25 protein-coding genes are annotated in these 26,668 nt (G+C 57.9%); 15 read left to right on the top strand and 10 right to left on the bottom strand.

Features of this window, described 5'->3' with window-relative positions; genetic code table 11:
- Positions 1–39: 39 nt before the first annotated feature.
- Positions 40–492: a hypothetical protein gene (locus tag ACVILL_RS06060; protein ID WP_456728266.1), complete on the bottom strand. Its 453-nt coding sequence runs from the start codon at positions 490–492 to the stop codon at positions 40–42.
- A 301-nt stretch (positions 493–793) separates the two neighbouring features.
- Positions 794–1,495 (bottom strand): secretin N-terminal domain-containing protein, encoded by a 702-nt coding sequence (locus ACVILL_RS06055; protein WP_456728265.1) that lies wholly within the window; start codon positions 1,493–1,495, stop codon positions 794–796.
- Between the two features lie 192 nt (positions 1,496–1,687).
- On the opposite strand from ACVILL_RS06055, the gene ACVILL_RS06050 reads away from it, so the two are divergent.
- The 11 genes from ACVILL_RS06050 (at position 1,688) to ACVILL_RS06000 (ending at position 10,806) form a co-directional block, all read left to right on the top strand.
- Complete coding sequence (locus ACVILL_RS06050) at positions 1,688–2,209, top strand: nodulation protein NolB (RefSeq protein WP_456728264.1); 522 nt, start codon at positions 1,688–1,690, stop codon at positions 2,207–2,209.
- Between the two features lie 95 nt (positions 2,210–2,304).
- Positions 2,305–3,081: a type III secretion system inner membrane ring lipoprotein SctJ gene (sctJ, locus tag ACVILL_RS06045; protein ID WP_456724956.1), complete on the top strand. Its 777-nt coding sequence runs from the start codon at positions 2,305–2,307 to the stop codon at positions 3,079–3,081.
- A gap of 22 nt (positions 3,082–3,103) precedes the next feature.
- Positions 3,104–3,724 (top strand): nodulation protein NolU, encoded by a 621-nt coding sequence (locus ACVILL_RS06040; RefSeq protein ID WP_456728263.1) that lies wholly within the window; start codon positions 3,104–3,106, stop codon positions 3,722–3,724.
- Positions 3,721–4,344, top strand: coding sequence for a type III secretion system stator protein SctL (gene sctL / locus ACVILL_RS06035; RefSeq protein WP_456728262.1), 624 nt, complete (start codon positions 3,721–3,723; stop codon positions 4,342–4,344). Before ACVILL_RS06040 ends, sctL begins: the two co-directional genes overlap by 4 nt.
- A complete protein-coding gene (sctN, locus tag ACVILL_RS06030; RefSeq protein ID WP_456728261.1) occupies positions 4,341–5,696 on the top strand; it encodes a type III secretion system ATPase SctN in 1,356 nt (451 codons plus the stop codon). The genes sctL and sctN overlap by 4 nt, the downstream gene beginning before the upstream one ends.
- Positions 5,672–6,208, top strand: coding sequence for a hypothetical protein (locus ACVILL_RS06025; protein WP_456728260.1), 537 nt, complete (start codon positions 5,672–5,674; stop codon positions 6,206–6,208). The genes sctN and ACVILL_RS06025 overlap by 25 nt, the downstream gene beginning before the upstream one ends.
- A gap of 57 nt (positions 6,209–6,265) precedes the next feature.
- Positions 6,266–7,321 (top strand): type III secretion system cytoplasmic ring protein SctQ, encoded by a 1,056-nt coding sequence (gene sctQ, locus ACVILL_RS06020; RefSeq protein WP_456728259.1) that lies wholly within the window; start codon positions 6,266–6,268, stop codon positions 7,319–7,321.
- Positions 7,314–7,979 carry a type III secretion system export apparatus subunit SctR gene (gene sctR / locus ACVILL_RS06015; protein WP_050420712.1) on the top strand — a complete coding sequence of 222 codons (666 nt, stop codon included), beginning with the start codon at positions 7,314–7,316 and terminating at the stop codon, positions 7,977–7,979. Before sctQ ends, sctR begins: the two co-directional genes overlap by 8 nt.
- 1 nt (position 7,980) lies before the next feature.
- On the top strand, positions 7,981–8,256 hold the full coding sequence (locus ACVILL_RS06010) for an EscS/YscS/HrcS family type III secretion system export apparatus protein (protein WP_025038819.1): 276 nt from the start codon (positions 7,981–7,983) through the stop codon (positions 8,254–8,256).
- Positions 8,257–8,956: 700 nt separating this feature from the next.
- A complete protein-coding gene (gene sctT / locus ACVILL_RS06005) occupies positions 8,957–9,772 on the top strand; it encodes a type III secretion system export apparatus subunit SctT (RefSeq protein WP_456728258.1) in 816 nt (271 codons plus the stop codon).
- Entirely contained in the window at positions 9,769–10,806 is a 1,038-nt protein-coding gene (locus ACVILL_RS06000) for an EscU/YscU/HrcU family type III secretion system export apparatus switch protein (RefSeq protein WP_456728257.1), read from the top strand. The genes sctT and ACVILL_RS06000 overlap by 4 nt, the downstream gene beginning before the upstream one ends.
- A gap of 182 nt (positions 10,807–10,988) precedes the next feature.
- On the opposite strand, the gene ACVILL_RS05995 is transcribed toward ACVILL_RS06000, so the two are convergent.
- From ACVILL_RS05995 to ACVILL_RS05975, 5 genes are all read right to left on the bottom strand, one after another.
- Positions 10,989–11,621: a CpaD family pilus assembly lipoprotein gene (locus ACVILL_RS05995; protein ID WP_456728256.1), complete on the bottom strand. Its 633-nt coding sequence runs from the start codon at positions 11,619–11,621 to the stop codon at positions 10,989–10,991.
- A gap of 9 nt (positions 11,622–11,630) precedes the next feature.
- Positions 11,631–13,091, bottom strand: a complete 1,461-nt coding sequence (locus ACVILL_RS05990; RefSeq protein WP_456728255.1) for a type II and III secretion system protein family protein — start codon at positions 13,089–13,091, stop codon at positions 11,631–11,633.
- Positions 13,092–13,117: 26 nt separating this feature from the next.
- On the bottom strand, positions 13,118–13,807 hold the full coding sequence (locus tag ACVILL_RS05985; protein WP_456728254.1) for a response regulator: 690 nt from the start codon (positions 13,805–13,807) through the stop codon (positions 13,118–13,120).
- A 39-nt stretch (positions 13,808–13,846) separates the two neighbouring features.
- Positions 13,847–14,185 carry a hypothetical protein gene (locus tag ACVILL_RS05980; RefSeq protein ID WP_456728253.1) on the bottom strand — a complete coding sequence of 113 codons (339 nt, stop codon included), beginning with the start codon at positions 14,183–14,185 and terminating at the stop codon, positions 13,847–13,849.
- A gap of 1,637 nt (positions 14,186–15,822) precedes the next feature.
- Complete coding sequence (locus ACVILL_RS05975) at positions 15,823–16,803, bottom strand: hypothetical protein (protein ID WP_456728252.1); 981 nt, start codon at positions 16,801–16,803, stop codon at positions 15,823–15,825.
- 733 nt (positions 16,804–17,536) lie between these two features.
- Between ACVILL_RS05975 and ACVILL_RS05970 the strand changes: the two genes are divergently transcribed.
- Together ACVILL_RS05970 and ACVILL_RS05965 are read left to right on the top strand one after the other, a co-directional pair.
- Complete coding sequence (locus ACVILL_RS05970; RefSeq protein ID WP_456728251.1) at positions 17,537–17,911, top strand: VirK family protein; 375 nt, start codon at positions 17,537–17,539, stop codon at positions 17,909–17,911.
- A 1,687-nt stretch (positions 17,912–19,598) separates the two neighbouring features.
- The gene (locus ACVILL_RS05965; RefSeq protein ID WP_456728250.1) at positions 19,599–20,339 is read left to right on the top strand and encodes a hypothetical protein; all 741 of its coding nucleotides are present in this window, start codon (positions 19,599–19,601) and stop codon (positions 20,337–20,339) included.
- Positions 20,340–20,379: 40 nt separating this feature from the next.
- Here ACVILL_RS05965 and ACVILL_RS05960 read toward each other — a convergent pair whose 3' ends face one another.
- The 3 genes from ACVILL_RS05960 to ACVILL_RS05950 all read right to left on the bottom strand — a co-directional run bounded on the left by ACVILL_RS05960 (position 20,380) and on the right by ACVILL_RS05950 (position 23,641).
- On the bottom strand, positions 20,380–20,643 hold the full coding sequence (locus tag ACVILL_RS05960) for a hypothetical protein (protein WP_456728249.1): 264 nt from the start codon (positions 20,641–20,643) through the stop codon (positions 20,380–20,382).
- A 40-nt stretch (positions 20,644–20,683) separates the two neighbouring features.
- Entirely contained in the window at positions 20,684–21,802 is a 1,119-nt protein-coding gene (locus ACVILL_RS05955) for a Fic family protein (RefSeq protein ID WP_456728248.1), read from the bottom strand.
- A 960-nt stretch (positions 21,803–22,762) separates the two neighbouring features.
- A complete protein-coding gene (locus ACVILL_RS05950) occupies positions 22,763–23,641 on the bottom strand; it encodes an SPASM domain-containing protein (protein WP_456728247.1) in 879 nt (292 codons plus the stop codon).
- Positions 23,642–24,517: 876 nt separating this feature from the next.
- Between ACVILL_RS05950 and ACVILL_RS05945 the strand changes: the two genes are divergently transcribed.
- Both ACVILL_RS05945 and ACVILL_RS05940 read left to right on the top strand, forming a co-directional pair.
- Positions 24,518–25,756, top strand: coding sequence for a cytochrome P450 (locus tag ACVILL_RS05945; protein ID WP_456728246.1), 1,239 nt, complete (start codon positions 24,518–24,520; stop codon positions 25,754–25,756).
- Between the two features lie 260 nt (positions 25,757–26,016).
- Positions 26,017–26,370, top strand: coding sequence for a hypothetical protein (locus ACVILL_RS05940; RefSeq protein WP_456728245.1), 354 nt, complete (start codon positions 26,017–26,019; stop codon positions 26,368–26,370).
- Positions 26,371–26,668 lie beyond the last annotated feature (298 nt).

Below are 26,668 nucleotides of genomic sequence, written 5' to 3'. Positions count from 1 at the left end.
AACGAGTCTGCCGCTCTTCGCAGGATTCGCGTGTGCTGATCAACATCTCGATCTGAGCAGGCGTAGCTGTTTGGCCGATGAAGACCCAGTTGTCCCTGGCGAGATATCCGTTCGCCTGACGAAATCGCCAAGTTCCGGCGGCGCGATGCGTGCGGGCAGCGCGGGCCGCCCTTGGGGCCGTCCGGCGTGAGGCGACCCCGCCTGCATGGGTCCAGGCTCAAGATCTTGCCAAACAGGGTCGTTGCCGAAATCGGAGGCGTCCGCGCGATCTTGAGCGACCGCTGGGCGGGAATTGGACTGCTCGCCGCCGATCAATGACGGCTCGCCGCGCGATGATTGGCCTCCAAGCTCCTGCCAAATCAGGTCCTGACTGTACGCGGGCATTTCATGCAACGCTATCAGTTCACGCTCAAACTCACTTCGATCGGCGGGCGATGAGGCCGAGTGGGGTGGTGGGTTCTTGTCTGCTCCGCTTAGCGCATTGAAGTCCATCCTGTTTCTCCTTTTGCACAACAAAACGGCTCTCAACCGATGCGACAAAGTTCATGACGGACTTCGTAGAGCATTTCAAAGGCTCGCATGAAGCGCTAAGGCTGCAAGGCGGGTCACGGAGACTGCTTGCCCGGATTCCGGCTCGCGCATCCCGTGGTGCGGGCCCGGACGTTTATTGCCTGTCCTGCGGCATCGCCGCGGGACAGCCGCCCTCTAATCATGACAGCAGCGGCTTTCGAAAAGCTGACAGAGGGCATGAGTAGAAATTACATCTCTTCCCAACCTATCTGTTATCATCCGTTCATTTCTTGCCAGTATCAGGTGCGTGAACCGCGCCGTCTTGATGTGATAGTGCGGGCGAAGGAGCGTCATTGGGGCGTCCTTCGCGAACGACCACGCTGGAAGATCCGCGAAATAGCATCAAAACCGACTCACGCGGTGGCTTTTCGGCTCCGTTCGGGTTTCGTCGCGCTTGTGCCTCCGCGACCAGTCCTTTGAGTGTCTGCTCCACAAGTGCGATAAAGCGAGGCGGACCGGACGCGAAGACGAGGCCATCTCCCGGTACGGCTCTCACGAGGTAGCGGTCGTCCGAGATGTTGAGTGCGTCGAGCGCCGCCTTGAATGCGTCGAAGCTGATCGGACTCAAGACCAGAAGGCGGCTTTGCACCTCATGCGCGTCAGATACGTAGAGCACCAGCCCATCGTAGTACCATTGAAGATTGTAGAGATTGGTCAACCGTTCGAGGAACTCGCGCGGTGGGAGATCCGGCATTCGCCCGCGAATTCGTCCCTTCACCCCGGTGCTGATATTGACTCTGATATTGAGGTTGTTGCCGAACTCCTGCAGCGCGGCCGCGAGGTCCTGATCCAGCACTGTGTAACTATACGGCGTCGACGGCAGCGCCAGCGGGGCGCCGAGCGCCTTGATGGCGCCCAAGCAAATGAAAACACCAACATAGAGAACTTTCTTCAAGATATGCAGCCTTGTAGACGAGATGAGCATTTCTGCGATTTCTTCTACTTGAGACTAAGCACTGGAATTCGTCCCAAAATTTGGAGGCCGACGCTTCGCCGGAAATTGGAAGCCAACCGTGATCATTCGATGACAGATGCTCGTCAGCTTTTGGTCAGCTTGCCTCTCTAGGGTGCCAGCCCATTCATGCCAGCGAATGGCTAATCTCACAACGTGACAGAAATGATTTCTCCCATGTTGCTTGGAATTGCGTCGGTCTCCGCCAACCCCGTCGAGTGTGCCTCCAGCGGCTGTTCGCTGGCACACGCTCAGTTTCACGAGAATCTCGCGCAGGCCGCCTTGAAACAGGAGGGCGCCTCTTCTGTGACCGAGCGCGTGCCGGTGTCATTGGTGCCGGAAGTGCAGCGCGCAGTCACGCCGGCGAGCCCGCTTGGCGATCGCGTCCTTCAGAGCATTTCTGCTATCCACCAGGGCAAACCATTTCCTGGAGGTGCAGTTTCGCCGGCACTCGTCGGCGACGCTGATCCCGCGAAGAGTTTCCAGCTTGGGCCGGCCGCGCAACCGCTGCTGCGGCCGCAGCAAGTCGAGGTGCATCCGGCGGGCAAGCCGGAAGGTGCGGATCATTTCGATTCGGCGCTGACGAATTTGCGCGATGTTTACAACGGCGTCGTCCAGGTTTCGCTCATCTCCAAGGGGACAGGTGCCGTCAGTTCATCTCTGAATAAGCTTCTATCAGCAGGCTGAGCGGGCCGTTGGCTGTCTTGACGAAAGGCAAGATCGGTAACGGTCGGCCCGCGAGCAAGCGGCTTCATGCTCTTGTTCTGCTGCTGCTTTTACCGATGCTCACCGGTTGCAAAACCGATCTGTATACCAAAGTTCAGGAGCGTGACGCCAACGAGATGCTTGGGCTGCTGCTGAGCAGGGGTGTCGATGCCATCCGGGTTATCGGGAAGGATGGGACGAGCACCATTCAAGTCGAAGAAAAGCAGCTCGCCTATTCCATCGAGTTGCTAAATGACCAGGGCTTGCCGCGCCAGCCCTTCAAGAGCCTTGGTGAGGTGTTCAAGGGGTCGGGGCTCGTTGCCTCTCCGGTTGAGGAGCGGGCCCGCTACGTCTATGCCCTCAGCGAAGAATTGTCGCGCACGATCAACGATATTGATGGGGTTCTCTCCGCCCGTGTTCATGTCGTTCTGCCGAAGAATGATCTTTTGCGGCAGGATGCAACCCCGTCCTCCGCGTCGGTGTTCATTCGGCACGCCTCCAACGCGAAGCTCTCAGCCTTGCTGCCGCAGATCAAGATGCTCGTCGCCAACAGCATCGAAGGTCTATCATACGACAAGGTGGCGGTCGTGTTCGTGCCCGTTGAGCGGACTCAGCATGAGGCCTCGGTTACGCCAGCGGCAGCTTCGAACGAGTCAACCAGGTTCGTCTCGGCTCCCATTGCGATCGGCGCAGGAGGTGCGCTCGCCGTATTGGGCATCCTATCTTGCGTACTGCTGAGCGCACGTGGGGGCCAACTTCGCCAATCCTGGCGTAAGCTGATGAATCTCGGCAGTGGTGCCAGCAAGCCAGCGGTCCAGTCCGTCGGCAAAAAGCTCTCCTCCGATGCGAAGTAGGCGGGCATTCAGGTCCGTATCGATGGTATCCCCCGACCAAAATCATATACTCAACGCGCATTCCGATCGCCTGCGCGAGCTTGCCGCCTTGATCCATCCGAGCCGTTTGGCCGGCCATCTTGATGGGCTCCTGTCGGAGGCCACAGTACTGCAGTTGCAGAAGACTCCGAGGCTGCAGCAAAGACTGGCCGAATTGCTGCTGAAAAGTGAGGAGGCGTCGAACGGAACTGACTGGGGCAGGGACGTTCTGCTCGGGCATGATCCGCGTCGGGCGGCCCTGCTCGCTGGCAGTATCTGGCACGCCCGCTCGGTGCTGAAGCTTGTGTCAAAGCATGATGTGGCGATTCTGATCGAAAATATTGGTGCGGAAGCACATGCTTTCTCAATCCGACACTTATCTGGTGCGGTCGCGACCACATCGATTGTCGATCCGCATAAACTATCGAGCCAGATTGAACATGACGGACTTGCCTGCCTTGGTGCCTGGCTCAAGGACGCATCAGAGCTTGACCGTGTGCGCGTCCTTTTCCGTTTACCTGTGGGGACCGCCGCCGAATCCCCAGCAGCCGAACACCACAACGCAGCGAGTCGTTTGCTGTCTTTGGTGGTAGCCCACTTGGCCAGCGAGGCGCCAGCGGCATGACGGCCGATGAAATAGCCCGGCCAGACAGCCCACGGATACGGCCGCTTGGTCCACTCATACCAGCCGCAGAACTCGGCATCTGGTACGATGCGGTGCAGACGCGTGCGCTAGCCGACCGCTATCTGCGGCAGGTTCGCAGCTGGGCAAGCAAAGCCCATCAGCAAGAGCGGGAGCGCGGCCACAGCGAGGGTCTTAGGTCAGGATCGGACGAAATGGCACAGCTGATCGCCCGAGCTGCTTCCGATGTGGCCCGGCGAAAAGCCGTTCTGCAGCAGGAGTTGCCACAGCTCGTCCTTGAGATATTGACCGACCTGCTGGGCTCCTTTGATCCCGGCGAGATGCTGGTAAGGACCGTTCGTCACGCCGTCGAGCAAAGATATGGCAGTGCAGAAGTATGCCTTCACGTGTCTCCTGTGAATGCTGATGCACTAAGACATGAATTCCAGGCGTTCGACGGGACGGATGGTCGGCCGAGAGTCAGAATTGATCCGGACCCGGCTATGGGGCCTGACCAGTGCGTTCTGTGGAGCGAGTTCGGCAATGTGGATCTAGGACTTGCCGCACAGCTCCGCAAATTGCGTCTCAGGCTTGATCCGTCCTCTCAGGAAGGCGAATCGTGACGATGCAACGATCAGACCATGATCAAGCGGCCGGAGAAGGAGATTTGCATGCGGCGCTGGCATCTGTAAGGTCCGCAGCAAAGGACGTCGATACGCGGGCTGTGCGGGGACGGATCACGCGGGCGATCGGCACGTTACTTCATGCCGTATTACCAGGGGCCCGTGTCGGAGAACTTTGCCTGGTGCAGGATCACGTATCCGGATGGGCGCTTGAGGCCGAAGTCATCGGTTTGTTGCCGGATGGGGTTCTGCTGACGCCTATCGGCGATATGGTGGGCCTGTCACACCGCGCGGAAGTGGTCCCAACCGGGCGCATGCAGGAAGTGTCAGTCGGGCCCGGCCTGCTCGGTCGCGTGATCGACAGCTTCGGCCGTCCACTCGATGGCAAGGGGCCCATAAAGACGGTCCATACTTGTCCGCTCCGCGGCAGGGCACCCAACCCGATGAAACGGCGTAGCATCGAGCAACCATTTCCTCTCGGCGTTCGCGTGTTGGATGGGCTTCTGACGTGTGGCGAAGGTCAGCGGATCGGAATCTATGGAGATGCTGGGTGCGGTAAGTCGACGCTGATGTCGCAAATTGTAAAAGGGGCGGCCGCTGATGTCACCGTAGTTGCCCTCATAGGAGAGCGCGGCCGCGAGGTGCGTGAATTCATTGAGCGTCATCTTGGAGATGCCATGGCGCGCACGATCGTTGTCGTTGAGACATCCGATCGATCCGCAATGGAGCGGGCGCAGTGCGCTCATATGGCGACCGCACTCGCGGAGTATTTTCGTGATCAAGGACTGCAGGTCGTTCTAATGATGGATTCGCTGACGCGCTTTAGCCGTGCGATGCGCGAAATCGGCCTCGCCGCGGGAGAACCTCCGACCCGGCGCGGCTTTCCTCCTTCCGTCTTTGCGCTGCTGCCCGGTCTGTTGGAACGTGCCGGTATGGGGGAGCGGGGCTCCATCACGGCATTCTATACAGTGCTTGTTGAAGGCGACGGCACGGGCGATCCGATCGCCGAAGAGTCGCGCGGCATCCTCGATGGTCATATCATTCTTTCGCGCGCACTGGCTTCGCGCGAGCATTTTCCCGCCATCGACGTGCTGTCGAGCCGAAGTCGTGTCATGGATGCGGTCGCCTCCGCGCCACATCGCAAGGCGGCCTCCGTCTTCCGCGATCTGCTCTCGCGCTACAATGAAGCTGAGTTCCTGATCAAGGTCGGTGAATACAAGCCCGGCAGCGACCCGCTGACTGATCGAGCAATCGAGTCAATCGAGGAACTGCGCGCATTCTTGCGCCAGGGACAGGACGAGCCGTCCAGCTTTGAGGAGACCGTTTCATGGATGTCGCGTCTCACGGCCTGAATCCCGTGCAAGCGTCGAAATTGCGGCTGGTGAAAGACATGAGGGAGCGAAGCGCGCTTCGTGAATTGTCGAGCATGGAAGACAAGCGCCGAATTGCAGCCGACGCGCTGCAGCGGGCGTCTGAGGATCTTGAAGCCACGCAAAAGCATCGCGCCAAGGTCGAAGCTGAACTTTATCGGGAACTGGCGCAGCTCGAGACAACGTCCGTGACCGAACTCGATCGACGGTGTCACCTCGTCCTTGGGCGACTGGCAGCAGAGATCGAATCGGCGCGTCAGGCGCTTGTGCAGGCACGCATCGCGCACGAGGAGACCCAGCGGGCGGTGAATGAAGCGCGGGCACTATGGGCCGGGCGTTCGGCGGCGAGCCAGAAATGGCAAGAGATTGAGGGAAATGTCCAGCGCGCGACCGCCGTCCGTTCGGAGTCTGCGGCCGAAATCGACGCCGACGATGAAGTTCTGCTCCGATATCAGGGTGGTTCGCGCAGCCGGACGATCGGCGGGGCATTCTAATGGCTGGTTCTGTTATGACGTCGCGAACTGCGCCTGTGCAACATGTCGGTAAGTGCCGTGGCTGAACCCGCACTCTTTCAGCCAGCGGTGAAGCTCGCGCATGAAGTGGTCTCGTGGGTCAACGAGATTGCCGCACGGCGCACCGTCCTGCAGAGCGGCCTTGGCGACAAGCCGCTATCCATCCGTGTGAGCCGGCTTGTCTGGCAGGCCGAGCCATATGCCATGTCGATGCTCGACTGCGTATTTCGCGCCGGAGGCGAGACAGCTGTTTTGTCCTTGCCTCGCCTTCTCGTCGAGACACTGATTTCAACAGTCCAGCAGGGCCTTACTTTACCCTCCGACCCCACCCGCTCGCTCGTTCTCGAGCTTGCACTGGCACCCTGGATCGTTGGATTAGAGAACGTGCTCGCATCGAATGTGCAGCTGATCCGCATCGAAGACGCAACGGCGAAAGACCCCTATCTGGAGCTCGATGTTGCCATCGGAGCGCTGGCAGGAAAGGCTCGCCTGTTCTTGTTCGCGCCTCTTGACGGTCTGATTCCTTCTGCGTTTCGCTTGTTGGGCGAGTTGATTGGCCAATTACCGCGAGAGCAAGGCAACATTTCGTCGGAATTGCCGGTCGTGATTGCGAGAGAGATCGGCTCGCTGCGGGCGCCTGTCAGGCTCCTTCGCCAAGCACAGCCCGGCGACGCACTGCTGCCCGACGTCATTCCCTTTGCCCATAGCCAGCTGATCCTCACGGCGGACAGGTTGTGGGCGCCGGCGCAGGCCGCGGACGACAGACTTGTCCTTCGCGGACCATTCCGCCTGCAGCCCCATCCTCTAAGGTATGTAGATATGACGATACGCTCCCAAACGGAACAAGCAATCCCGCCCTCGGAAGCCGACATCGACAGTGTTGAGATCACGCTTGTCTTTGAATGCGGCCGCTGGCCTATCCCGCTGGGTACGTTGAGAAGCATCAACGAGGGACACGTGTTCGAACTTGGGCGGCCCCTGGACGGTCCAGTCGATATTGTAGCCAACGGTCAATTGATCGGCCGGGGCGACATCGTGCGCATCGGTGAGGCGCTTGGGATCCGGTTACGTAGCAGGTTGGCAGTCAATGGTTGACATTCAACCGAGCATCCTTGCGCTTCTTGCGGCGACGGTCGGCCTTGGCCTGCTGGCGTTCGCAGTCGTCACAACGACGGCCTTCATAAAGGTTTCTGTCGTTCTCTTCCTGGTTCGCAACGCGCTTGGAACTCAGTCCATACCGCCGAATATCGTCCTGTATGGCGCTGCATTGATTCTTACCGTGTTCATAGGCGCTCCAGTGTTCGAGCAGACTTACAATCGCGTGACCGATCCGCAACTTCGCTACCAAACCGCCGACGACTGGTTGATCGCCGCCAAGGAGGGCAGCGAGCCGCTGCGCGCCCACCTCAAAAAGTTCACCACTGAGGAACAGCGCACGTTCTTCCTGTCATCGACGGAACATATCTGGTCGGATGAGATGCGCGGCAACGCATCAGCTGATGATTTAGCAATTCTCGTGCCGTCCTTTTTGATCTCGGAACTTAAGCGTGCATTTGAGATTGGCTTCCTTCTCTATCTTCCGTTCATCACGATCGACCTGATCGTGACGACGATTCTGATGGCCATGGGCATGTCAATGGTGTCACCAACAATGATATCCGTTCCTTTCAAGCTCTTTCTGTTCGTCACAATCGACGGCTGGTCGCGGCTCATGCACGGATTGGTGTTAAGCTACGCAACGCCCGGAGGTTGAGATGGACGAAGCCAGCATCCTCACCCACCTGAGCCGATCACTTGTCCTGTTCATGATCTGGGTTCTGCCGCCGCTCCTGGCAGCTCTCGTGGCCGGATTGGGTATCGGCATCGTGCAGGCAGCAACCCAGCTGCAGGATCAAACCTTGCCACTGACAGTGAAGCTCCTCGTCGTCGTCGCGGTGCTCGTTCTGTTTGCCCCGGTGCTGAGCGCGCCGCTAATCGAGCAAGCCCAGCATATCTTCACTGAGTTCCCCGCGCTCACAGCGAGGTATTAGTGCGGGGAACGCAAGGCTGACCAAGCATAAGCTATGGCGTCGCGTTTGTCTGTCCTCATTGTGAACCGTGACCAGAAGAGGCGAGTTTCGTCAGCTTACCGAAAGCTCGCCTCACTAGCATGGGACAGATAGATATCCGAACTGTCCTGTTCGGCTCGATGGGCCTTCGGAGGAAGAATGATCTCATCTGAAATTGACATCCACTCAATTCAAATCTTGCTCACGATGGAATGACCTGCGGTAAGGCCTGGCCCTCGATGTCTAACCTGGCGAGTTATCAACTAGGGGGACAGGCGAACCGCTTTGATCTCAAGCGGCCGCACGGTTTTGACGTTCTGATGGATCATGCCGCGATGAAGGTGCCGCCCGAGACCGATCGCCGCAAACTGTTGAACTGATGGAAGCTCCGAAGCTCCAGATCATCAGCACCGCCCTGCGGCCGGTGAGACCCGAAGGAGCTTGGCTTGCTGGCCTTGCAGCGGCGCTATTCGGCGGGTCCTATCTTGAAATGGTTTCATACCTTATTGGCGACAGCCGTGGCTGCGGAGAGTTAAAGCTCATGACCTGGCCTGGCGCTAGGTATGTCGCTCTGCAACCGCTAGGACACGAGGTAGATGACCAGCAGAGTGCTTGACGACTCGCATCATGGCGAGGCACGGGCGATTAGATTGGCTTGAAGCGAGCGGCGGGCTGAGCTCAAATGGATGCGTTGTCACCCACCGAGACGCAAAGTCTGGTTCAGACTGCCGTCGAATTCGTCGTTGCGGCCGGACTTGGCGCGGCCCGGGCGCTTGGCATTATGCTGGTTCATCCGGTATTCACCAGGCCGCACATTAGCGGGATGATCCGCGCAAGCGCGACGGTTGTGATTGGATTGCCTTGCTTGATGCAAATCAAGAGCGGCTTGCAGACGCTGGATCCCGGCACCCGTATGATTGCGGTCGCGCTCCTCGGTGTGAAGGAGATATTTATCGGCCTATTATTCGGCTTTCTGCTCAGCATACCACTTTGGAGCATCCAAGCGGTTGGTGACATCATTGATACCCAGCGCGGCATCTCAAGCCAGGTAGACGATCCTGCGACGCGCAGTCAAACCTCCGCAATGGGGCTCTTTCTCGGAACTGCGGCGGTTACGATCTTCGTTGTATCGGGGGGCCTGCAGACAATGGTCAGGTGCCTCTACGGAAGTTATCTGATCTGGCCCGTGTATCGACTGCTACCGCCCCTGACCGAGCAGGGGGCAATGGAGTTTATCAAGCTTCTCGACCATATCATGCATACGACCCTCCTGGTCGCCGGGCCCGTGCTGGCTCTGCTGCTTCTGATCGACGTATCCCTCATGCTGCTCGGGCGCTTTGCGCCGCAAATCAAGCTGAACGATCTCTCTCCGACTATCAAGAATGCCGCCTTTGGCATCATCATGGTGAGCTACGCCGTCTTCCTGATCGAATATATGGGAGCCGAGATCGTTCAGTTCGACGGTGTGCTGGAGTGGCTCGAGATGTTCTTGAAATGAACGACACGAGTGAAGAGAAAAAGCTTCCACCAAGTCACAAGAAGCTGAGGGACGCGCGTAAGAAAGGGCAGAGCCCGCGCAGCGCCGACTTTGTGACCGCGGCAAGCCTTTGCGCTGGTTTCGGCTGCCTGTGCTTCAGGGCGGGCCCGATCGTAGACGCATGGCGCGAAGCGGTGCGGCTCATCGACAAGCTGCAGGGCCGGCCGTTCAACAGCGCGGTCGGGCAGGCGTTGGTCGGATTGATGGACCTTTCTATGGCAGCCGTAGCTCCCATCCTGGGTGCGGCGTTGGTTGCGGCCATCTTGGCCGGCGTCTTGGCCAACGGCGGGTTGACGATTTCCGTCGAGCCGTTGAAACCCAGTTTTGAGAAATTGGATCCGGTCAAAGGGCTGAAGCGGATTGTCTCCCAGCGCTCGCTTGTCGAGCTTGGAAAGTCCCTCGTCAAAGTATTGGTCCTTGGTGCCACGTTCCTCTTCACTGTGCTCGCAGGTTGGAGGGCACTGGTCTATTTGCCGGTGTGCGATTTAAGCTGCCTTGGTTTTGTCTTTAACGAGCTGAAAGTACTGATAACGATTGCTGCCGGCGCCTTTTTGATTGGTGGGCTCGCCGATCTGCTCATTCAGCGTTGGTTGTTCCTGCGCGACATGCGCATGACGCAGAGCGAGGCCAAGCGCGAGTCCAAGGAACAGGATGGTAATCCGCACATCAAGGGTGAACACCGCAGGATCCGTCGCGAGTCGGCGAACGAGTCTCCGCTCGGCATCCACCGGGCAACATTGATACTGAGTGGACCGGCGACGGTGATTGGGCTGCGCTACGTTCGGGGCGAGACAGGCGTCCCGGTGCTGGTGTGCCGCGGTGAAGGCGCGGTGGCGTCACAGTTACTGGCGCAGGCGCGGGCCCAGCGTCTGAGCATTGTCGAGGATCATGTGTTGGCGCGGCAGCTGATCCGCAAAGGTGCGATGGGCAAGGCCGTTCCGATGGATTATTTCGAGAGAGTCGCAAAGGCGGTGTTTGCCGCCGGCCTTGTATAGCGTCGATACGCTCAGACCTTCGGGCAAAGACCCTATGTCGCAGAACCTGGTACAAGCTGCGCGATCCAAAGACAACGGCCGAGCAAAGACAGGATTCCAGGAGCCTCGTCGGCCCATCGCAAGACTGATATGGAAACCAGAGTGCCCAGCGTCGTTCGTCCTGCCCGGATGTTGCGAGCCGCTTATTGGGTTTCTGGCGCCCCCCTGTTTTGGGTTCCACCCTCCAAATTGCTGCGATTGCCCGTCGCCGCGGGCCCACGAGCTGTGATGGGAAGCACTGCGCGATCACCGCTGGTCGGCATGACGGCGCCATTGCCTAGCAGGTCGCCAGGATCGTTGACCATGACTGCGAGGTTATTGCGGACTGAGCAGCCAAGCGTTGGATCGAACGAATTGTCGCCTAGAGAAGGGCCGGTGACAGCGAGCGGCGGACAGACGGCAGGATGTGCTTCGTAGGTAATTGCCTCGATCCGGACCCCGAAATGTGCGGGTAGATCGACGGGAGAGGCGGACAGGCGGATATTGTAGGGGGCAAGGCCCATCGCGCGCGCCTCATGGGCAACCTGCGCTACGAGCCGCGGTGAGCCGGCGACGTCGAGTTGGAGTGCATCGCGCCGGCCGCGGCTGGCATTCGCAATGAAATCCCGCAGGCCGTACCTCTCGTTGCGACGAAGATTTTGAAGCAGCAGGACACTGGTCTTCTGCTCCACCCGAGCCGCTTGTCCAGCCGGTCCGGAAGAAATCGCAGCACTATTTGCACATCCGCCAAGGGCCGCCGCAACTGCGATCAAAAGCCATAGGTGTCGCAAGGTCATTGGCAGTCCTCATTCAATGATAAAGCCGGCACCGACGGTTGCACCCGATCTGGCCGTGCCGGGCGCCGCCTCACGGCCCTTCGATGAACCAGCCAGCGTATTCGTCAGGGTGCGCCCTGCGTCCGAAGGCGGCCCGATGCGATCAGTTGGAGCGCTCATCTTGCCCGGGCCAGATCCCGGTCGGACGATGTAGGGAGTGACAATGATGACCAGTTCGGTCTCCTGCTTCTGAAATGAAGAGGAGCGAAACAGCACACCAAGGATCGGAACATCGCCTAACCAAGGAAAAGTGTCGATGTCGGTACTGAAATTGCGCCTGATGAGCCCCCCAATGGCGAAGCTTTGACCGCTGGCAAGCTCGACGACAGTACTGGCACGACGCGTGGAGAGGCCGGGCACCTTTATTCCGTTGACGTTGACCTCGCTTTCTTTCGACAGTTCGCTGACTTCAGGCTTCACATGGATATTGATCTGATTATTGCTGAGGACGGTTGGGACGAACTCTAGGCTGATTCCGAATTGTCGGAATTGGACCGAGACTTGCCGGTTGTCCTGCATCACCGGAATCGGAAATTCGCCACCTGCCAGAAAACTTGCGGATTCCCCGGACATGGCGGTCAGGTTCGGTTCAGCCAGGATCGAGGCGAGGTGCTCGCTGGCGAGTGCGTCGAGAATAGCGCTCAGGTTGGTATTGCCAGCGCTGTACCCGATGCCGATCGTGCCGCCGCCGCGGGCCGGCCCGGAACCGCCACTTTTTCCGGTGTTAAGGAAAGCGCCGTTCGGACCGGAAGCCGTGAAGTTGATATTGAGGTCCTTGACGGCACTGCGGGAGACTTCTGCCACCCGCACACTCAGATTCACCTGCAGCGAACCTGCCACCTGAATCTTGTTGACGACCAGCGCACCCGGACCGAGAAACTGCTCGGTCACCTTCCTGGCCGTCTCGACGATATCGGCGTTGGGAGCCGTACCGCCAAGGATTGCGCCGCGTGGGGTATAGCTGACCTGGATCGGATAATCGCCGATCTCGGCCTTCAGCGTGGCACGCAGGTCCTCGATCGGCTGGGTGACAACGACGCGCAGTTCGGCGAGAGCCTCGCCGTTTTCGTTCAAGGCGAACAGGCTGGTTCGTCCGGATTTTTTGCCAAATACGAATATCGTGCTGCTCGATGGCGCCTGATAGTCCGCGATCGCCGGGTCGGCAACAAAAATGCTCGCTGCCGGCGCGTTCAGATGAACCGTCTTGCCCTGTGAGGAGGTGAGGTTGAGCGTGCCGGTGGTGCTGCCAGGCGCCGCACGTGGCGGCGGCTCTCCTTTGCCGTCCCGTTTTGTCTCGGCTGCGCCGGCAAGCGGAAATAGCAGAGCAAGTCCGCACAGGACGTGGCACAAGCGGGGCAGAGCGGCAGAGCGTTGCGCGATCATGACCATCGGCGGCAGATTGGCGCCGGCAGCATTCTTGACGACCTTCAAGGGATTGTTGCTTTCAAGTTAGATTGCTAGGCAGCCGATGCCGCGCCGACGAGTTCAAGGGTGTAGCCGACCCCGCGCGCGGTCTTGATCCTGAGCGTCGCACCGGCCTGGTTCAAATGCGCGCGTAAGCGATAAATCCCGACTTCCAGCGCGTTGGTCGAGACATCGTCGTCAAACGCATACAAGCTATCTTCCAGCGATGTGCGCGGCACGGTGCGGCCGGCGCGGTTGAGCAGATGTTCGAGAATGCACACTTCGCGCCGCGCAATTCTCAGCATGCGGCCGCCAACCGAGACTTGCCTTGCGATCGGGTCGAAATGCAGATTGCCGAATGTCACCACCGGCGCCGTCATTTGCGTCGATCGTCGCAGGATGGCTCGCATGCGGGCGATGAGTTCGTCGATAGACACGGGCTTGGGCAGGAAATCATCCGCACCTGCATTGAAAGTCGCAATTCGGCGGCTGAGATCATTGAGACTACTCATCATCATCGCCGGCATTGATCGTCCCTCGCGCCGCAACTGCTTCAGCCAATCCAGTCCGTCTCCGTCGGGCAAGACAGATTCGAGCAGGACCATGTGGTAGTTCGCGCATTCCAGCGCGGCCGACGCCTCATCCAGTGTGCGCGTCACATCAACGGCGAAGCCGCAATTCAAGAGCGCTTCCTTCACGGCGCGGCCAAAGTCCGCATGATGATCAACCAGGAGAATTCGCATTCATTGCCTCTCGTCCATCCTCGGCAGGACTTGAGCGTGTCACGGTTGACCATGTGGCTCGGTGGGCGGCCGCTTTGACGTGAATTTGAAAAGTCGGAAATGCCAGGATGGAGCATAGTGGCAGGCGATCAATGTCTGCCGGTCTATCGTCATCGGATAGGCGGCCTGCCGCGCATCGCGTCCGCCGGCGACACCGTTCAAAAGACCCTGCATGTTGGCTCCGCGATTTCCAACAAGGTTGAAAGCCTTGGCAGCGCGCTGATGCATCTGTGGGCCGAGGCCGCCGCCTGCAGGAGCGATTGCGCCAAACCGCGCGGGTGAAACGAAATCGCAGGCGAGAGCGGCTGAATTGGCCGAACAGACTAGCGAAGTTGACATTTGGAAACTCCCCCAATTCGTCTTAATCCGCGGTCGGTCCTGCTAGGCTGTTGAGCCTGTAGTGTCGTCAAGCCACGACAATGCAAGGTTTTTCGCGTTTTAAGACAGTTCACGCGCTGTGCATCTGGCCGATGTGCTGGAAGAAGCCGAGATGCACGACGAAAGATCAATACGCCTGTCGGCTGGATAGGCATCCTCTCGTTGGCCGGTGATTGCTGCGCAAGGTGCCAACCGTCCAGAAGTGCGGTCGCGCCGAAGTCCTCCCATGCCGCCGCGGAGCGAATGCTGCGAACGAAGGAGGAATCGAGTCCGGCGTTGCGAGCGCGCATCGCCTGAGGTGGTTACGCAGGCTCCGTGTCGTCACACGGGGTAAACCACGAAACAATGATCTGATCTCGAACTCGGCGTGTGACCGGCATGGACAAAATTGCGACTGCCCGCGTTCTTCTCGCCCGCTGGTTCCTGGCCTGGCTACGCGTGGGGCGCGTCGTCCTCCACTGTGCGCAGAGGCGATGCACGATGTCCGCTCTGAAGAGAAGCCATCGAGTAGTGTAACGAGGCGGAGCGGCCGTGCATTGAGTTTTTGAGACGTTCGCAATTCTTGCTACCTGTCAGGAAAAGTTCACGCGAGCGGGCTCTGTCGCGAGACTGTCGGAAATCCTACAATCTGACGCTACGTGAGATTCAAGTGCCTTTGACGACTGCTTGTAGCGGTACCATCAGGCTCGAAAGCATTGTGAGATAACGGCGACACAGTGTGGACCAGACCATCGACCTGCGCATGGCGGTCTTGCGCTATCCAGGTCGTGAGCATTCCGCCGTCCGATCAAGCTTTGCGCCAGAGCCATGGATGTGCACGAAGAGCCAGTCGTTCGTGCCAGGCTTTGGGCAAAGCCATGGCGTCACAATCGGACGATCGACGGATCCGCCTCATGCGTGGCAATTTTGCGGGAAGACCGGGGCAGGTATGCGTTCACGTGACGGGCATGGGCTAACAGCCGAGATGCGGACGAGCGATCGCGCGAGCCAATTTGATCATCAGGGAACTGAGGAGAGAATCGATTGCCAGACGTCATTTTGAATGCTGCCTCCATAGATCGCGGTCGACTATGAGGCGTTTAGGCGTGCCCGGCAAAATCGATTGTTTTGATGGAACACATCCAGGTGACGGATCGGCCCTGCTGCAACAGTATCGCTAGCCGCGGACGAGTGAATAGCTGAAGCGATCGTGGCCGAAGCATTGATCGCGCCTTCAATGTCAGGTCGAGTTAGCAAAAAGGGGCGATGCTTCGCGTTCAGAGGTTTACCTCATCACGCCTCCGGCCACGCGTGATGGCCACTAACAAATTGATGCCGTGCGATGTCAAAACGCAGCCAAGATAGCAGGATGCGTCGAACGGCCAGCTCCTCCCGACCGTCGTAGTGCGACTTTCCCTCTCGGAGCCCTCAACCGCCCGTAGCGCATTGCGTAGGGGGCTGCCCCGTTCGATCGGCGAGTTGATCAGACGTCGGTCGCGCCACGCCCTATGCTCAAACTGTTACGCGTGAGGTGTGCCGTGCTCCAGGTCTACCTTGAGGTGGTTGTCTTGGTGCATGAACCCAAACGAACCTGCTAAATGGCGCGGTCGACAGAGTATCTATTCATTACTCCCGCGCTTGTAGGGATTTGCTTCGCTGGCGGTCCGATAGTTCTCCAAATTGCCGCCCAGGAACAGGCGCTCGGTCTCTCGGGTTGGAGTTCTGCCGAGTGAGCACATCAAATCGACATCCCCGTCGATGTGGTCCGGATCTTCGGCATTCATTCCAAGCCCGATGCTGCTCAGCACGTCGTCGGGCGTCCAGATCGCGGACTTCGGTACCGTGTAGGTGTGCAGCGCATCCGCATTGTTGGCGATCGCTCTCGCCCAAGGATCGCGCGAAACGGCGAGTTTTTCCGGATCCTCGACCAACGATACGAAGGCAGATGTGGTCGTCTGGCCGCGCATATGCCAGCCAGCTTGGCGCGCCCGGTCCATAGGATAGCGCTCCAGCGGGTATCCAACGGAAGAATGATCCCGAGCCGTGTTACGGACATGCGATATTGCGCTCGTGTTTTCTTCCGTGCGCGGCTTGCAATCGCTGTTCTGATTCTGAAAGCGCCGCAGTGTGACATATGACGACCCCGCCACGTCGTCGAATACGCGGTCCCGATCGACGGGGGCTGCGGTTACCGGTGACCAACGTGCCGATTGCTGCTCAGCAAGGTTGATCTCGTTCCGGAGCGCTTCAAGAGTGGCACCCGTCAGTGTTGCGGCAAGTTGAGCGCGGGCGCTGACAAATGACGTGGCTGGATAGCAACCGGCTTCCAGGACCGCCTGGTTCGACGCAGACGACGACGTGCCAGTTGTGGAGCTTGCCACTGACGAGACTGAATCCGACCTTGGCAAAGCCGAATCCTGGTCATTGAGGTCCAGGTCCTCCAACTGCTGCTCAAAGCTTGCTTGATCCTCGGAACTGTGTGCCGGTGCGCTGGTCTGGGCGCTAAGCTCGTCTGATTGCCCGTCGACCTGGCTCGGCTGCTGCAGCACGTCGTGAACCTCGAATGGAGTGTCGGCGGCATTCCGGGGATCAACATTCATTTCAGTCTCCATTCGAGTGCCGGCGATTGGCGCAGACTATTGCAGGCGCAGCTTTCGAGAAGCTGACGGACCAGGCAGGAAGCCATTTGACTTGGCCTTTGAGGGGAGCCGGATGGATTTGGTCAGTGAGGCGATCGTCAGCCAGAAGGAAGACGCGCAAAGCCAGGGATCACAAGTCGGCGCTGTCTTGTGCTCTCTGTCGTTGCTGTTTCGAATGGGCCGAGATCGGGTCCCTTGACTGAGCTCGTTCGGACCGCCGCGCCAGGTTCGCTCCACCACCACCTCTTTGCGGGTACGCCCTCTGGGGCAGCAGTCCTTGCCCGGCTATCGCATGGACAAGCTGGCGGTTGCGACGGGCCGCCGTGTTCTTCTTAAGTTCTCTCGGCCGTCGGACCTGCAATGGACGAGCGCGACCGGTTGCCGTTTTGTGGTTTCCAAGCGGCCGACGCTCGATCAAATCGTTCTAGTCGATTTCGCACGGGGGCGAGCCGCTTTAGCAAACCTGACCTACGAGGTTGTGACGTCGGAATAGCCGTTACAACCACTTGCGCCTAGTTGCGGCAAATTGTCTTTGTCGCAGGCACGCTTGATGTCTTAAATCCGCCAATCGGCTTACACGACGTCTTGCAGCGTGCGATCTGTGGTACTTATCGAGGGAGAAGAGCGTATGAAGTGTACAGGCAAAGGACTGGCGATCGTATTATCCTTGCTTTCGACCGTAGGCGTGAGCACGATGGCGAGAGCCGATGAGCCCTCGCCGAAATACACCGAGGTGCTCCATGCCCTGCAGACCGGCAAGAATGTGAAGCTCGTACTGGACATGAGCCGCTGTACAGCCGCGGAGGGTGGCAAAGCTGCGTCGGCAACTCAGGCTGGTCTGGTCATCAATGCCTTCAGGGTGACCCCCCAGAACGGCATTAGCTTCGCCAATGCCCACCAAACGGTGGACAGCTCCGGACATGCCGTGACCGAGTACATCCGCCATAGCCTCAGCCGCGACGGCAGGCTCACGGTGCGGGCTTCGAAGCTTGTCGTCGGGACCACCGAACTCGTGAACCAGGGCGAATTCATCTGCGAACTGCCGGATGGCGCTAAGTTCATCTGGTAAACGAAGAGAACAGCGCAGGGGACGCGCTTCGAAACCTTGATCCTTTAACCGTGCAAACACCTTCGCAGGTCATGACGCATGGTTTCGATCGTGAGAGACGGCCAGATGGTTTCTGGCCGTCTTTTCCTGAAGCGCGTCGAGTGCACGAACTTGCTGTCTCAAGGTACCGTATGACGCCCATCGATCCTCATTGAACCTCAGTTATCGGAAGATCGGCGGTTCCGGCTATCCTCATATTGTTCGGAGACAGGCCTGTCGTTTGAACATTCCAGACGGGTCTTTCCAAAGTACGTCCGCACCTGATCTGCGATCCTGTGAGGATTCAGCCCGATCAAGCTGCTGGCCCGCGATGATGACGCTTACTCCTCGGCCGCCCGACAATGCGCTCGTATCATGCATCCCGCGTCTTTATCATCCTTTCATCTGAGAGTTTCGTGCTTCCAAATGTGGTCACAGTGATTGGACCATCCCGCTTAAGATCGTGCCGCGACTGCCGCGGTGGGTTTGCACACCGCTTAGGCTGTCGTTTGGACGCAATTCTTGATCTTTCACTTTTCCATTCGGGGTAACGATCCAGCGCAGACTTCCACGCTGAACCGTCATGCCCAGCCCACTGAGACCGGGGGCGCACGCAGGGACGAGCTGCCGAGGGGATCACTCAGCCTGCACAAGCGCAGCGCGGAAGGCTGGGGAGACGGCCGCGGCGAGCGCAACGATCCTCGTGGGCGCCGGGGCGGAGCCCCTCGCGAGGGGGCTAATCGAAGGCCGGATGGGAGGCTCGGCGCGCGTCGAGCCAAGTCGGCGAAGCCGACGCGCCAACTCGATAGATTACTTATTCGACTAAGGCAAACACGACACGGCGCCGATCGACCTCGTCAAGAGTTGAGAGCCAGTCATCCCCTTTTTGGCGATGGAAGAAAGTAAAGAAATGATTCTCCTCGGACAGGAACGATCTGTTTGTTAGAGTCGATCTCCGCACGCGATACACTCATTAAGTTGTCCAAAGTTCGACGAATGAAAATTATTCTAATTGGGTATCAGTGCATCTCTCTCGTATGCACGTGCCGGACGTTAAAATGCCGTCGTTGTCGGAAGATTCTGAAGACGCCTGAGATAGAAAGCACAATCACCAATGGCCAGACTGCTATTGAGATGATTGGAACGCAGGTTGTGTGTCTAAGAGTGCCGCAAACAGCTTGGAGCAGGAGTCTTTTACGAACCGGACGGACTAAACTAACCATGAGGGAGCCCAGCGCTGTTGCAGGGGGGCCGATTTAAAGCGCCAATAGCGAAAGCAGAAGGCTTTTTGATCCATTGCGGAGACGGCAGCATCAAGATGAGCCCGCTGCGGACAAGCTCTACTGCTAGGATCGAGACCTTAGTATGTCGGGAAGCAGACAAACCCAACTCAAACGTCATCCAAACTGTCGACGATTGCTTGGCACGAAGAATGCACACCCCTAGCCATGCCTAGGGCTTTCCGGGCATGGCTACCATCGCAAGTTGCGGCCGTGGCTGGCCACTGAAGTTAGCGGCGCTAACATAAGGCAGACAGCGTCTGCTCGGCCGATACCGGCGGGCGTCTTGTCACGTCGCCGCTAACTTTCAACGGCGTGAATAGCGGGCTTGTAGTACGGTAGAGCAGAATGAACGGGACGCTTTGGAGAGGCGCGAAAGACCTCGGAAAATGAACGCAGAGAACAACTTCGCGGCCCGGCTCCTTGACGCCGGACGCCTAGCAGCAATCGCGCGTACACGTGGCCTGAAGGCGGATGTTTCATACTACGTCGACGAGGCGCTCAAGGAGCTTTGGCGGACCAGATCACCGGAAGAAGCAAAAGCGATCGCAGAGCGTTGGGTCTTATGGGACGCAAAGGGGAAGCCTTGGCCGCGCATGCCCTCACTGGAAAACGTCGTCCCGTTCAAACGGACCGGCGCGGCCGAGATGCCGAGGACGCCCTTGCAAGCAATCCGCGAATGGTTCGAAAAACAAGATGAGGACGTACGATTTGAAATCGCTGGCATGGCGGCGCTTTTGATTTTCGAAGGTGGCAATCTTCTCGACTTCAGCAACAAGGAATGGTGCGACCATTTGCGCCGATGGCTCAGTGAGACGGGATTACCAAACCATAAGGTCATCGGCCGTGCTCTGACGTTTCGCACCTGTTTCGAATATTTCTCGGAAAACAGGTTCACCGAAGCGGCGTGGATGCGATCCAAAGAGGCAGCCGTGAAAATCCTTGCAGATGCTGGCCTTGACCCAACCTCTGAAGCTGCGAGTCTCGCACCTATTGCCCAAAAAGTGCTGGAGAGCTTGCCCGCGCGAAAATGCCGCTGGATCGAAGTAGGCAAGTCCTGGAGCAAACTCGTCGATACCAGACTGGCACCCCGGGTCCTCAGGGGGTGGAACGCCTTGCATATGGAATAAGATCAAAGGCAGCGCTTGAATGTGTGCTTGGCGCGGCGCCCTAATACAGTAAGCTGACGGAGTCGTCATCTGTCTCGAAAAACTGAGCCAACACCTGGGGGACAAACGACAGAATACAAACCAGACCGCCCACAGCGAGGAGAGGAAGCGCCGCGCAGAATGCGACGTTGTAACCGAGTGGCAAGCTGGCCTGGCTCGTTAGCAGGTTGATCGTGCCGATGATCCAAAGCGAGGAGAACGTAAGAAGGGCGGCATTCTTGGTTTCGGCGAACTTGACGAAATCGATGGTTCGGACAAGTTGCATGGAGAGCGTCTTCTCGAAGGCTTCTTCTTGATCGTATCCTTCATGAGCGTTCTACCATCGGCTCGATCAAAGAATAGCTGGTACTTCTGCCGCCTGCTGCGTCTTTCTTCAGGATGCCGAGTGCAACGAGTTCATCAATATCTCTCGAAGCCGTCGCTTGGGAAATCTTTGTCAACTTCGCCCACTTGGATGAACTCATTTTTCCATGGAAGCCATCCAGAAGCCGGTTGAGAACGGCCCGCTGACGCTCATTGAGTTGCTTTCCCGCATGTTCGTCCCAAAAAGTAGCCTTCCGCAGAACGCTGGCGAGGACCACCGCAGCTCCGTCAAAGGCACGGTCCAAGCAATCTAGGAACCACTTAATCCACTCGGTGATATCCAGGTCGCCTTTTTGGGTTCTTTCGAGAACCGCATAGTAATCGTTCCTTTCGCGACGGATCTGGGCCGACATACTGTAGAAGCGGTGCGTGATGTTCTCGGAACGCGCCAGCATTAGATCGGCGATGGCTCGCGCGATGCGTCCATTTCCATCCTCGAAAGGGTGTATGGTTACAAACCATAGATGGGCAATTGCAGCTTTGAGAACGAGGTCCATATCAGCCCGGCTGTTAAACCAGGCCAGAAAGGCGCGCATTTCATTTTCGAGCCGTGCGGCGGCGGGAGCCTCGTAATGCACGTGCTCTCGCCCTATGGGTCCAGAGATGACTTGCATGGGCTCGGACTTCTCGGTGCGCCAGGCACCGACCACGATCTTGGTCATGCCGCTTCGTCCGGTGGGGAAGAGCGACGCATGCCAAGCGTAGAGGCGTTCGGCTGACAGCTCATCGGCATATTTTTCTGTGGCATCGAGCATCATTTCGACGACGCCTTCGACATTCCGGTCAGCCGGTGTAAGCGCACCGATGTCCACGCCCAATCGGCGAGCAATTGACGAGCGCACTTGGTTGCGGTCGAGGACTTCGCCTTCGATCTCACTGGACTTCACGACTTCTTCGGTGAGGCTTTGAAGCGTTGCTTCTGCTTTAAGTGGGAAGCCTAGTCGCTCCATGCGGCCTATGAGGCGCCCCTGCTTGTGGCGGACTGCGGCGAGCCGATCAGCAATGCTTTGAACATTCCAGTTGAAACTGGGCCAGGCGGGAGTGTTGTAAATATACGGCATAATCTCGGCATCCTATGAGGAGATTATGGGGATTCTCCGTCATCCGCAAGCTGCTCGTCAAAAAATGATGAGAATAATCTAGCTAACGTGCGAGCCACTGGCCGGCCTGCTAGCCTGGGTTCCCGTAAGTTCCTGATACGTTCTATAAAGAGAGCTTAAACCTGTGGATTGTTTCCGTTCGAGGCTGGCGGAACTTCCTGAGACGCACCATTTGCGGTTTCCATCCGATTTTATTACCGAAAAGGCGCTCGGCGCTGAACAGGAGCTTTGGAGGCAGGCCGCAATTGGAATAAGGATCGGGCGACAAAGCGCGAGAGCGTATCGCTCCTTCAGCTGGAAAATCCCTCTCCTCATGAGAACGTCAGTCGGCCAATATACTGTTTGCGCTATGAGCGTCCTATTGAGCGGAAGATCAGCGGACAATGTCGCAGTTGATTCTGCGGCAGCTCTTTCGATATGCAGGTGATGACCTCCCCGGGGAACGAACCTGTCGGATGCCCACATCGCATGGTTTGTGAGAGGGCACCAGCGCCGCCGTGTGCGGGTTTTCCTGGCAAGATCGGCAAGTCGAGGTCGTTGTAATCGATCCTGGATGGAATATTCTGCAGCTACTGACCTCGCTGAATTGCAAGCGCAACGTTGGTCTCGTCATGGCGGGCATGTGGGTCAGGCCCGTTACGCTCTCTTGTACGTTCGAACTCCCATTGGAGAGCGGCTCATTGAATTACTGAAGACGGCTTTTGGATCGATCGAGAGGCACGAGATCAACTGCGAAGCCAAATCGTCCGTCATCTTGCGGGAAAAGCATCTACCACCTCCAGTGCACCAGTTGAACATAGGCGATCCTTGGAGCTCTCCTAAGGGCTGGTCCCCGGTCGTGCATTCGCCGAAGCGCGACTCTGATCCGTCTTCTGGGACTAGTCCAGCTGGTGCGGCGCGCTTCCATCGGTATGGCCATTCTCACAGCGCGCGGGCAGGGCTCCTACATTCCGGCTCCGGTTTGGCAAATTCACACGTCCTGCAAAGCAGAAAGCCATCCGTACCGTTCATGCGGTCGGCGATTTCGCTAAATATCCGGCCTTTGAACAGATCTTCGTACTCGTGGCGCAAAAGATTCCCAAGGACATGACGCCGCTCAAAATCCATGCAGCACAAAGTAACATCGCCGTTTGGAAGAAGGACATTCCGATGCTGCTGTTTCCCATTGCACGTCAGAGTGCCGGCGATCGGCTGCCGGGAGGTGATCATTCTCGGATCTATACGTCCTCGCCTGCTACTCAGCGGCCGCAGGCGTTGTAGCTTTTTGGCGGGGATTACGTCGGCTAGATCAGGATGGATTTTACCCAGGACCACCAATTGAATTGAGGGAATGTTTGCCTCAATCAGTCGGCGCATGACATTGATGTAGTTTTTTCCGACGAGGCGGCTGTTCATATAGGTGCCGTCGTCGGGTACGTGAACGACGAAAGTCTTGAACCGGAGCACTTGCAAGCGCCGAACGTCAGTTCCGTTCATTCCAACAAGGGTCGTGAAGATCCGGACGTCGTGGCCGCGTGCGTAAGCATGCTCAACCATCGTGCTACAATGCGGATGCAACCAGGGCTCCGAATATCCGGCAAAACTAATGCCGGTAGCTGTCGGTACGCGTGAGAGACATTGCTTGAAATCCTGAACACCCAGATGCTTGGCTTGGGATACGAGCCTTTGGCGATCTGCAAACTTGTCCTGGGAGCAATAAGAACATCTGACGATGCAGCCGGTGGTCGTGGTTATCTCCAATACCTTGCTACCAGGATCGGCCGCGCGCAGTTTCTTCAGCGTCGTCGGGTATGCCGTCATTCTCTTTGATCCTTTCAGGTGGAACTGCTGGAAGGAGAGCAAGGGGCGGTCGGCAATGCGCCGGGTTCGACAACGCGTTTGCTGAACGTAGCACCGATCTCTCGGGGTCGAATACCGCTTTCTACGTGCTGACTACGCATAGTACCGTTCGCTGTCATTGACATCCTCGTCTAGTTTTCGCGTGAGCCGGGTGCCAGGCCCTGGCCTCCTCGTCGCAATGTGCGCAGAGCTTGCCGAGCAGCGGCGATGCTGATCAGAAGCTGACCGGGCGAAAGGGCTATTTGGAGTTCTGCCTATGACGGTGCCAGGGTCCGGACCATCCTTTTTACTTGTCGCGCAAGCCATCGTCCTTGCGAATGGTTCCGCGGCCATGAACTGGGTGGATAGCGATTGAGCATCGTAGCCTCGGAGACGATCGTCCTCGAGAGCTCCTGTCTCGTTCAGTTGCTGGGCTGCCCGCCAGGATGTTGGATCAAGCAGGCGATTGTCGGGCCGAACAGAACATTTGCGTACTCTCGGTGGTGCTGCGGCTAGGTGGTGTCATGGAGGATGAGCAGCGCTAATGATTGTCGCCGCACGCGCTGCGGAAGACCTGGAAGGCTGTGGCGGCATGTCAGCTATTTGATTTCGAGCAACGATATCGCCGATCTCAGGCGATGCCAGCGTTGCCGTGATGGTTCTAAGGTCCACTGGATTGGATCGACTTAGAAAGTCAATGCGATCTGTCCTGCCAGAAATGGTAGGAGAGGCCGGCTCGTGCTTTGAGATACTCTGTTGGAGCGAGGACATGCTCGCAACCAACACATCAGGGCGGTCGTGGAGCGCGACTATGCGGACCCGTATGCTCTCGAATGAACAAAATCTGCGGAGACCATCATGAAAGCGAGATCGGCACGTAGAGCCGATGAGGCGTCGAGTATCCCGCTGAGCAAGCTGGATGTTAGCGAAGCCAAGCGCTTTCAGGATGATAGCATATGGGGGTACTTCGAGCGGCTGCGAAGGGAGGATCCCGTTCACTACTGCCAAGACAGCTGCTATGGCCCCTATTGGTCCGTCACGAAGTACCACGATATTGTCGCGGTCGATACAAACCATAAGGCATTCTCGTCAGAACAGGGTGTCACGATCGTCGATGTGCCTGACGAGCACTGGACCCCGAGCTTCATTAAGATGGGTCCTCCAAAACACGCCGGGCAGCGCAATACCGTAAGTCCGATAGTCGCACCGGATAACCTGGCGAAGTTTGAAAGTCTGATCCGCTCCCGGGTCAGGGTGATTCTGGACGGGTTGCCGCGCAATGATCCGTTCAATTGGGTGAATATGGTGTCGATCGAACTGACGACGCAGATGCTTGCCACACTCTTCGATTTTCCCTTCGAAGACCGAAGGCTCCTGACCTATTGGTCAGATGTAGCTGTTACACCTCCGAGAGCTGGCCATGCCATCGACAGCTGGGAAAAGCGAAGAACAATCCTGTCCGGATGTCTCGAGTATTTCACGCGACTTTGGAACGAGCGCATTAATGCCGAGCCGCGCCTGGACCTGATTTCTTTGATGGCACATTCGCCCGACACGCGCCATATGAAGCCGGATGAGTTTCTCGGCAATCTGATCCTGCTGATCGTCGGAGGCAATGACACCACCCGCAACTCGATGACCGGCGGCGTCTTATTCATGAATCAGTACCCCGGCGAGCTGCAAAAACTGCGCGATAACCCTGCGCTCGTGTCGAGCGCCGTGTCGGAGATTATTCGATATCAGACCCCGATCGCCCATATGCGCCGCACCGCGGCGGCAGATTGCATTCTGGGTGGCAAGCAGATCAGCAAGGGCGACAAGGTCGTTATGTGGTATATCTCTGGCAACCGGGATCAAGAAGTCATCGAGAATGGCGACAGCTTTGTGATCGACCGCAAGAATGTGCGGCAGCATCTATCGTTCGGATTTGGTATCCATCGGTGCGTTGGTCGGCATCTTGCACAACTGCAGTTGAATATCCTCTGGGACGAAATATTGCGTGCAGGGCTAGACGTAAGCGTTATCGGCGAACCCGAGCGAATCGCATCTAATTTCGTGCACGGCTATTCCTCACTCCCAGTGCGGATTGCAGCCTAGTCCCTGATCGCGTCGGCGGCACGCGGTGCGGTTGGGCTCGTCTTGAACCGCATTCGTTGACGCCGCTAGCGAAAGCGGCCTGATCGGCGCCAAACGATCGCTGCATGTCGCGAGCCGGTCGGCAATCGGGCAGGCGTTGACGAGCCCGCGTAAGGAGCGACAGGTGAGCCGGCCCGGCGCCGTGCAGGCGCCGGACAAGCGAAAAAACAACACCAACGGTGCCCTCCAATTCCCCATATCCGGGCCACCATGGACAGCCGATGAACTTGATATTGAAGATTGTAGCGGTGGCAGCGATTTTCCTTGGAGAAGCGATTTCGATCATCGCCGAGTTGATTGCCTCAAGGCGGTTTGGAAAGGCCGGCGGGGATGTGACGATGCTCCTGCCGATGTTTCTCCTGATATCTTTCGGTGGCATCCTTCTCGTTTTTGGATACGCGCTGGGCTATATGCATCTGAAGAATATCTGGATCATTGTCGCAATATCGGTGGGAGCTATTCTGGTGGTGGAGCCGATACTCACTCTTCTCCTCTTTAGAGACGTTCCGACGGCCGGTTCGCTGATCGGGTTGATGCTCGGTGCGCTTGGTACGCTCGCTGCCGTATGTCTATAAGGCTGATCTGACTGAGCCTGGATGGGTACCAGCTTCGCCGAGATGTAGTTGCAAAAGACCTGCGCATCGTCGGTTCTGCTCGCTTCGGCCGGGGCTAATGTTGTTGCTGATCGGCTTTCTACGCTTCATCAGAGGCGGTGCGTGGCCGCTGGCTTCGTAAACTCTTCTCGAAGTCTCCTTGCCGGATAGTGAGACGCCTGCGGGGCGGCCGTAGGTCTTGATCAATCTTCGCTGGCCAATTTCTGCCCGACCACGGCGTTGCCTCGTGCTCTCCAGCATGTGGATGGCTTCGTCCAGT

Source organism: Bradyrhizobium sp. USDA 3364, from assembly GCF_054056355.1.
Note: the sequence above shows the minus strand (reverse complement) of the source record. Positions and strands in the feature narration are given on the sequence as shown.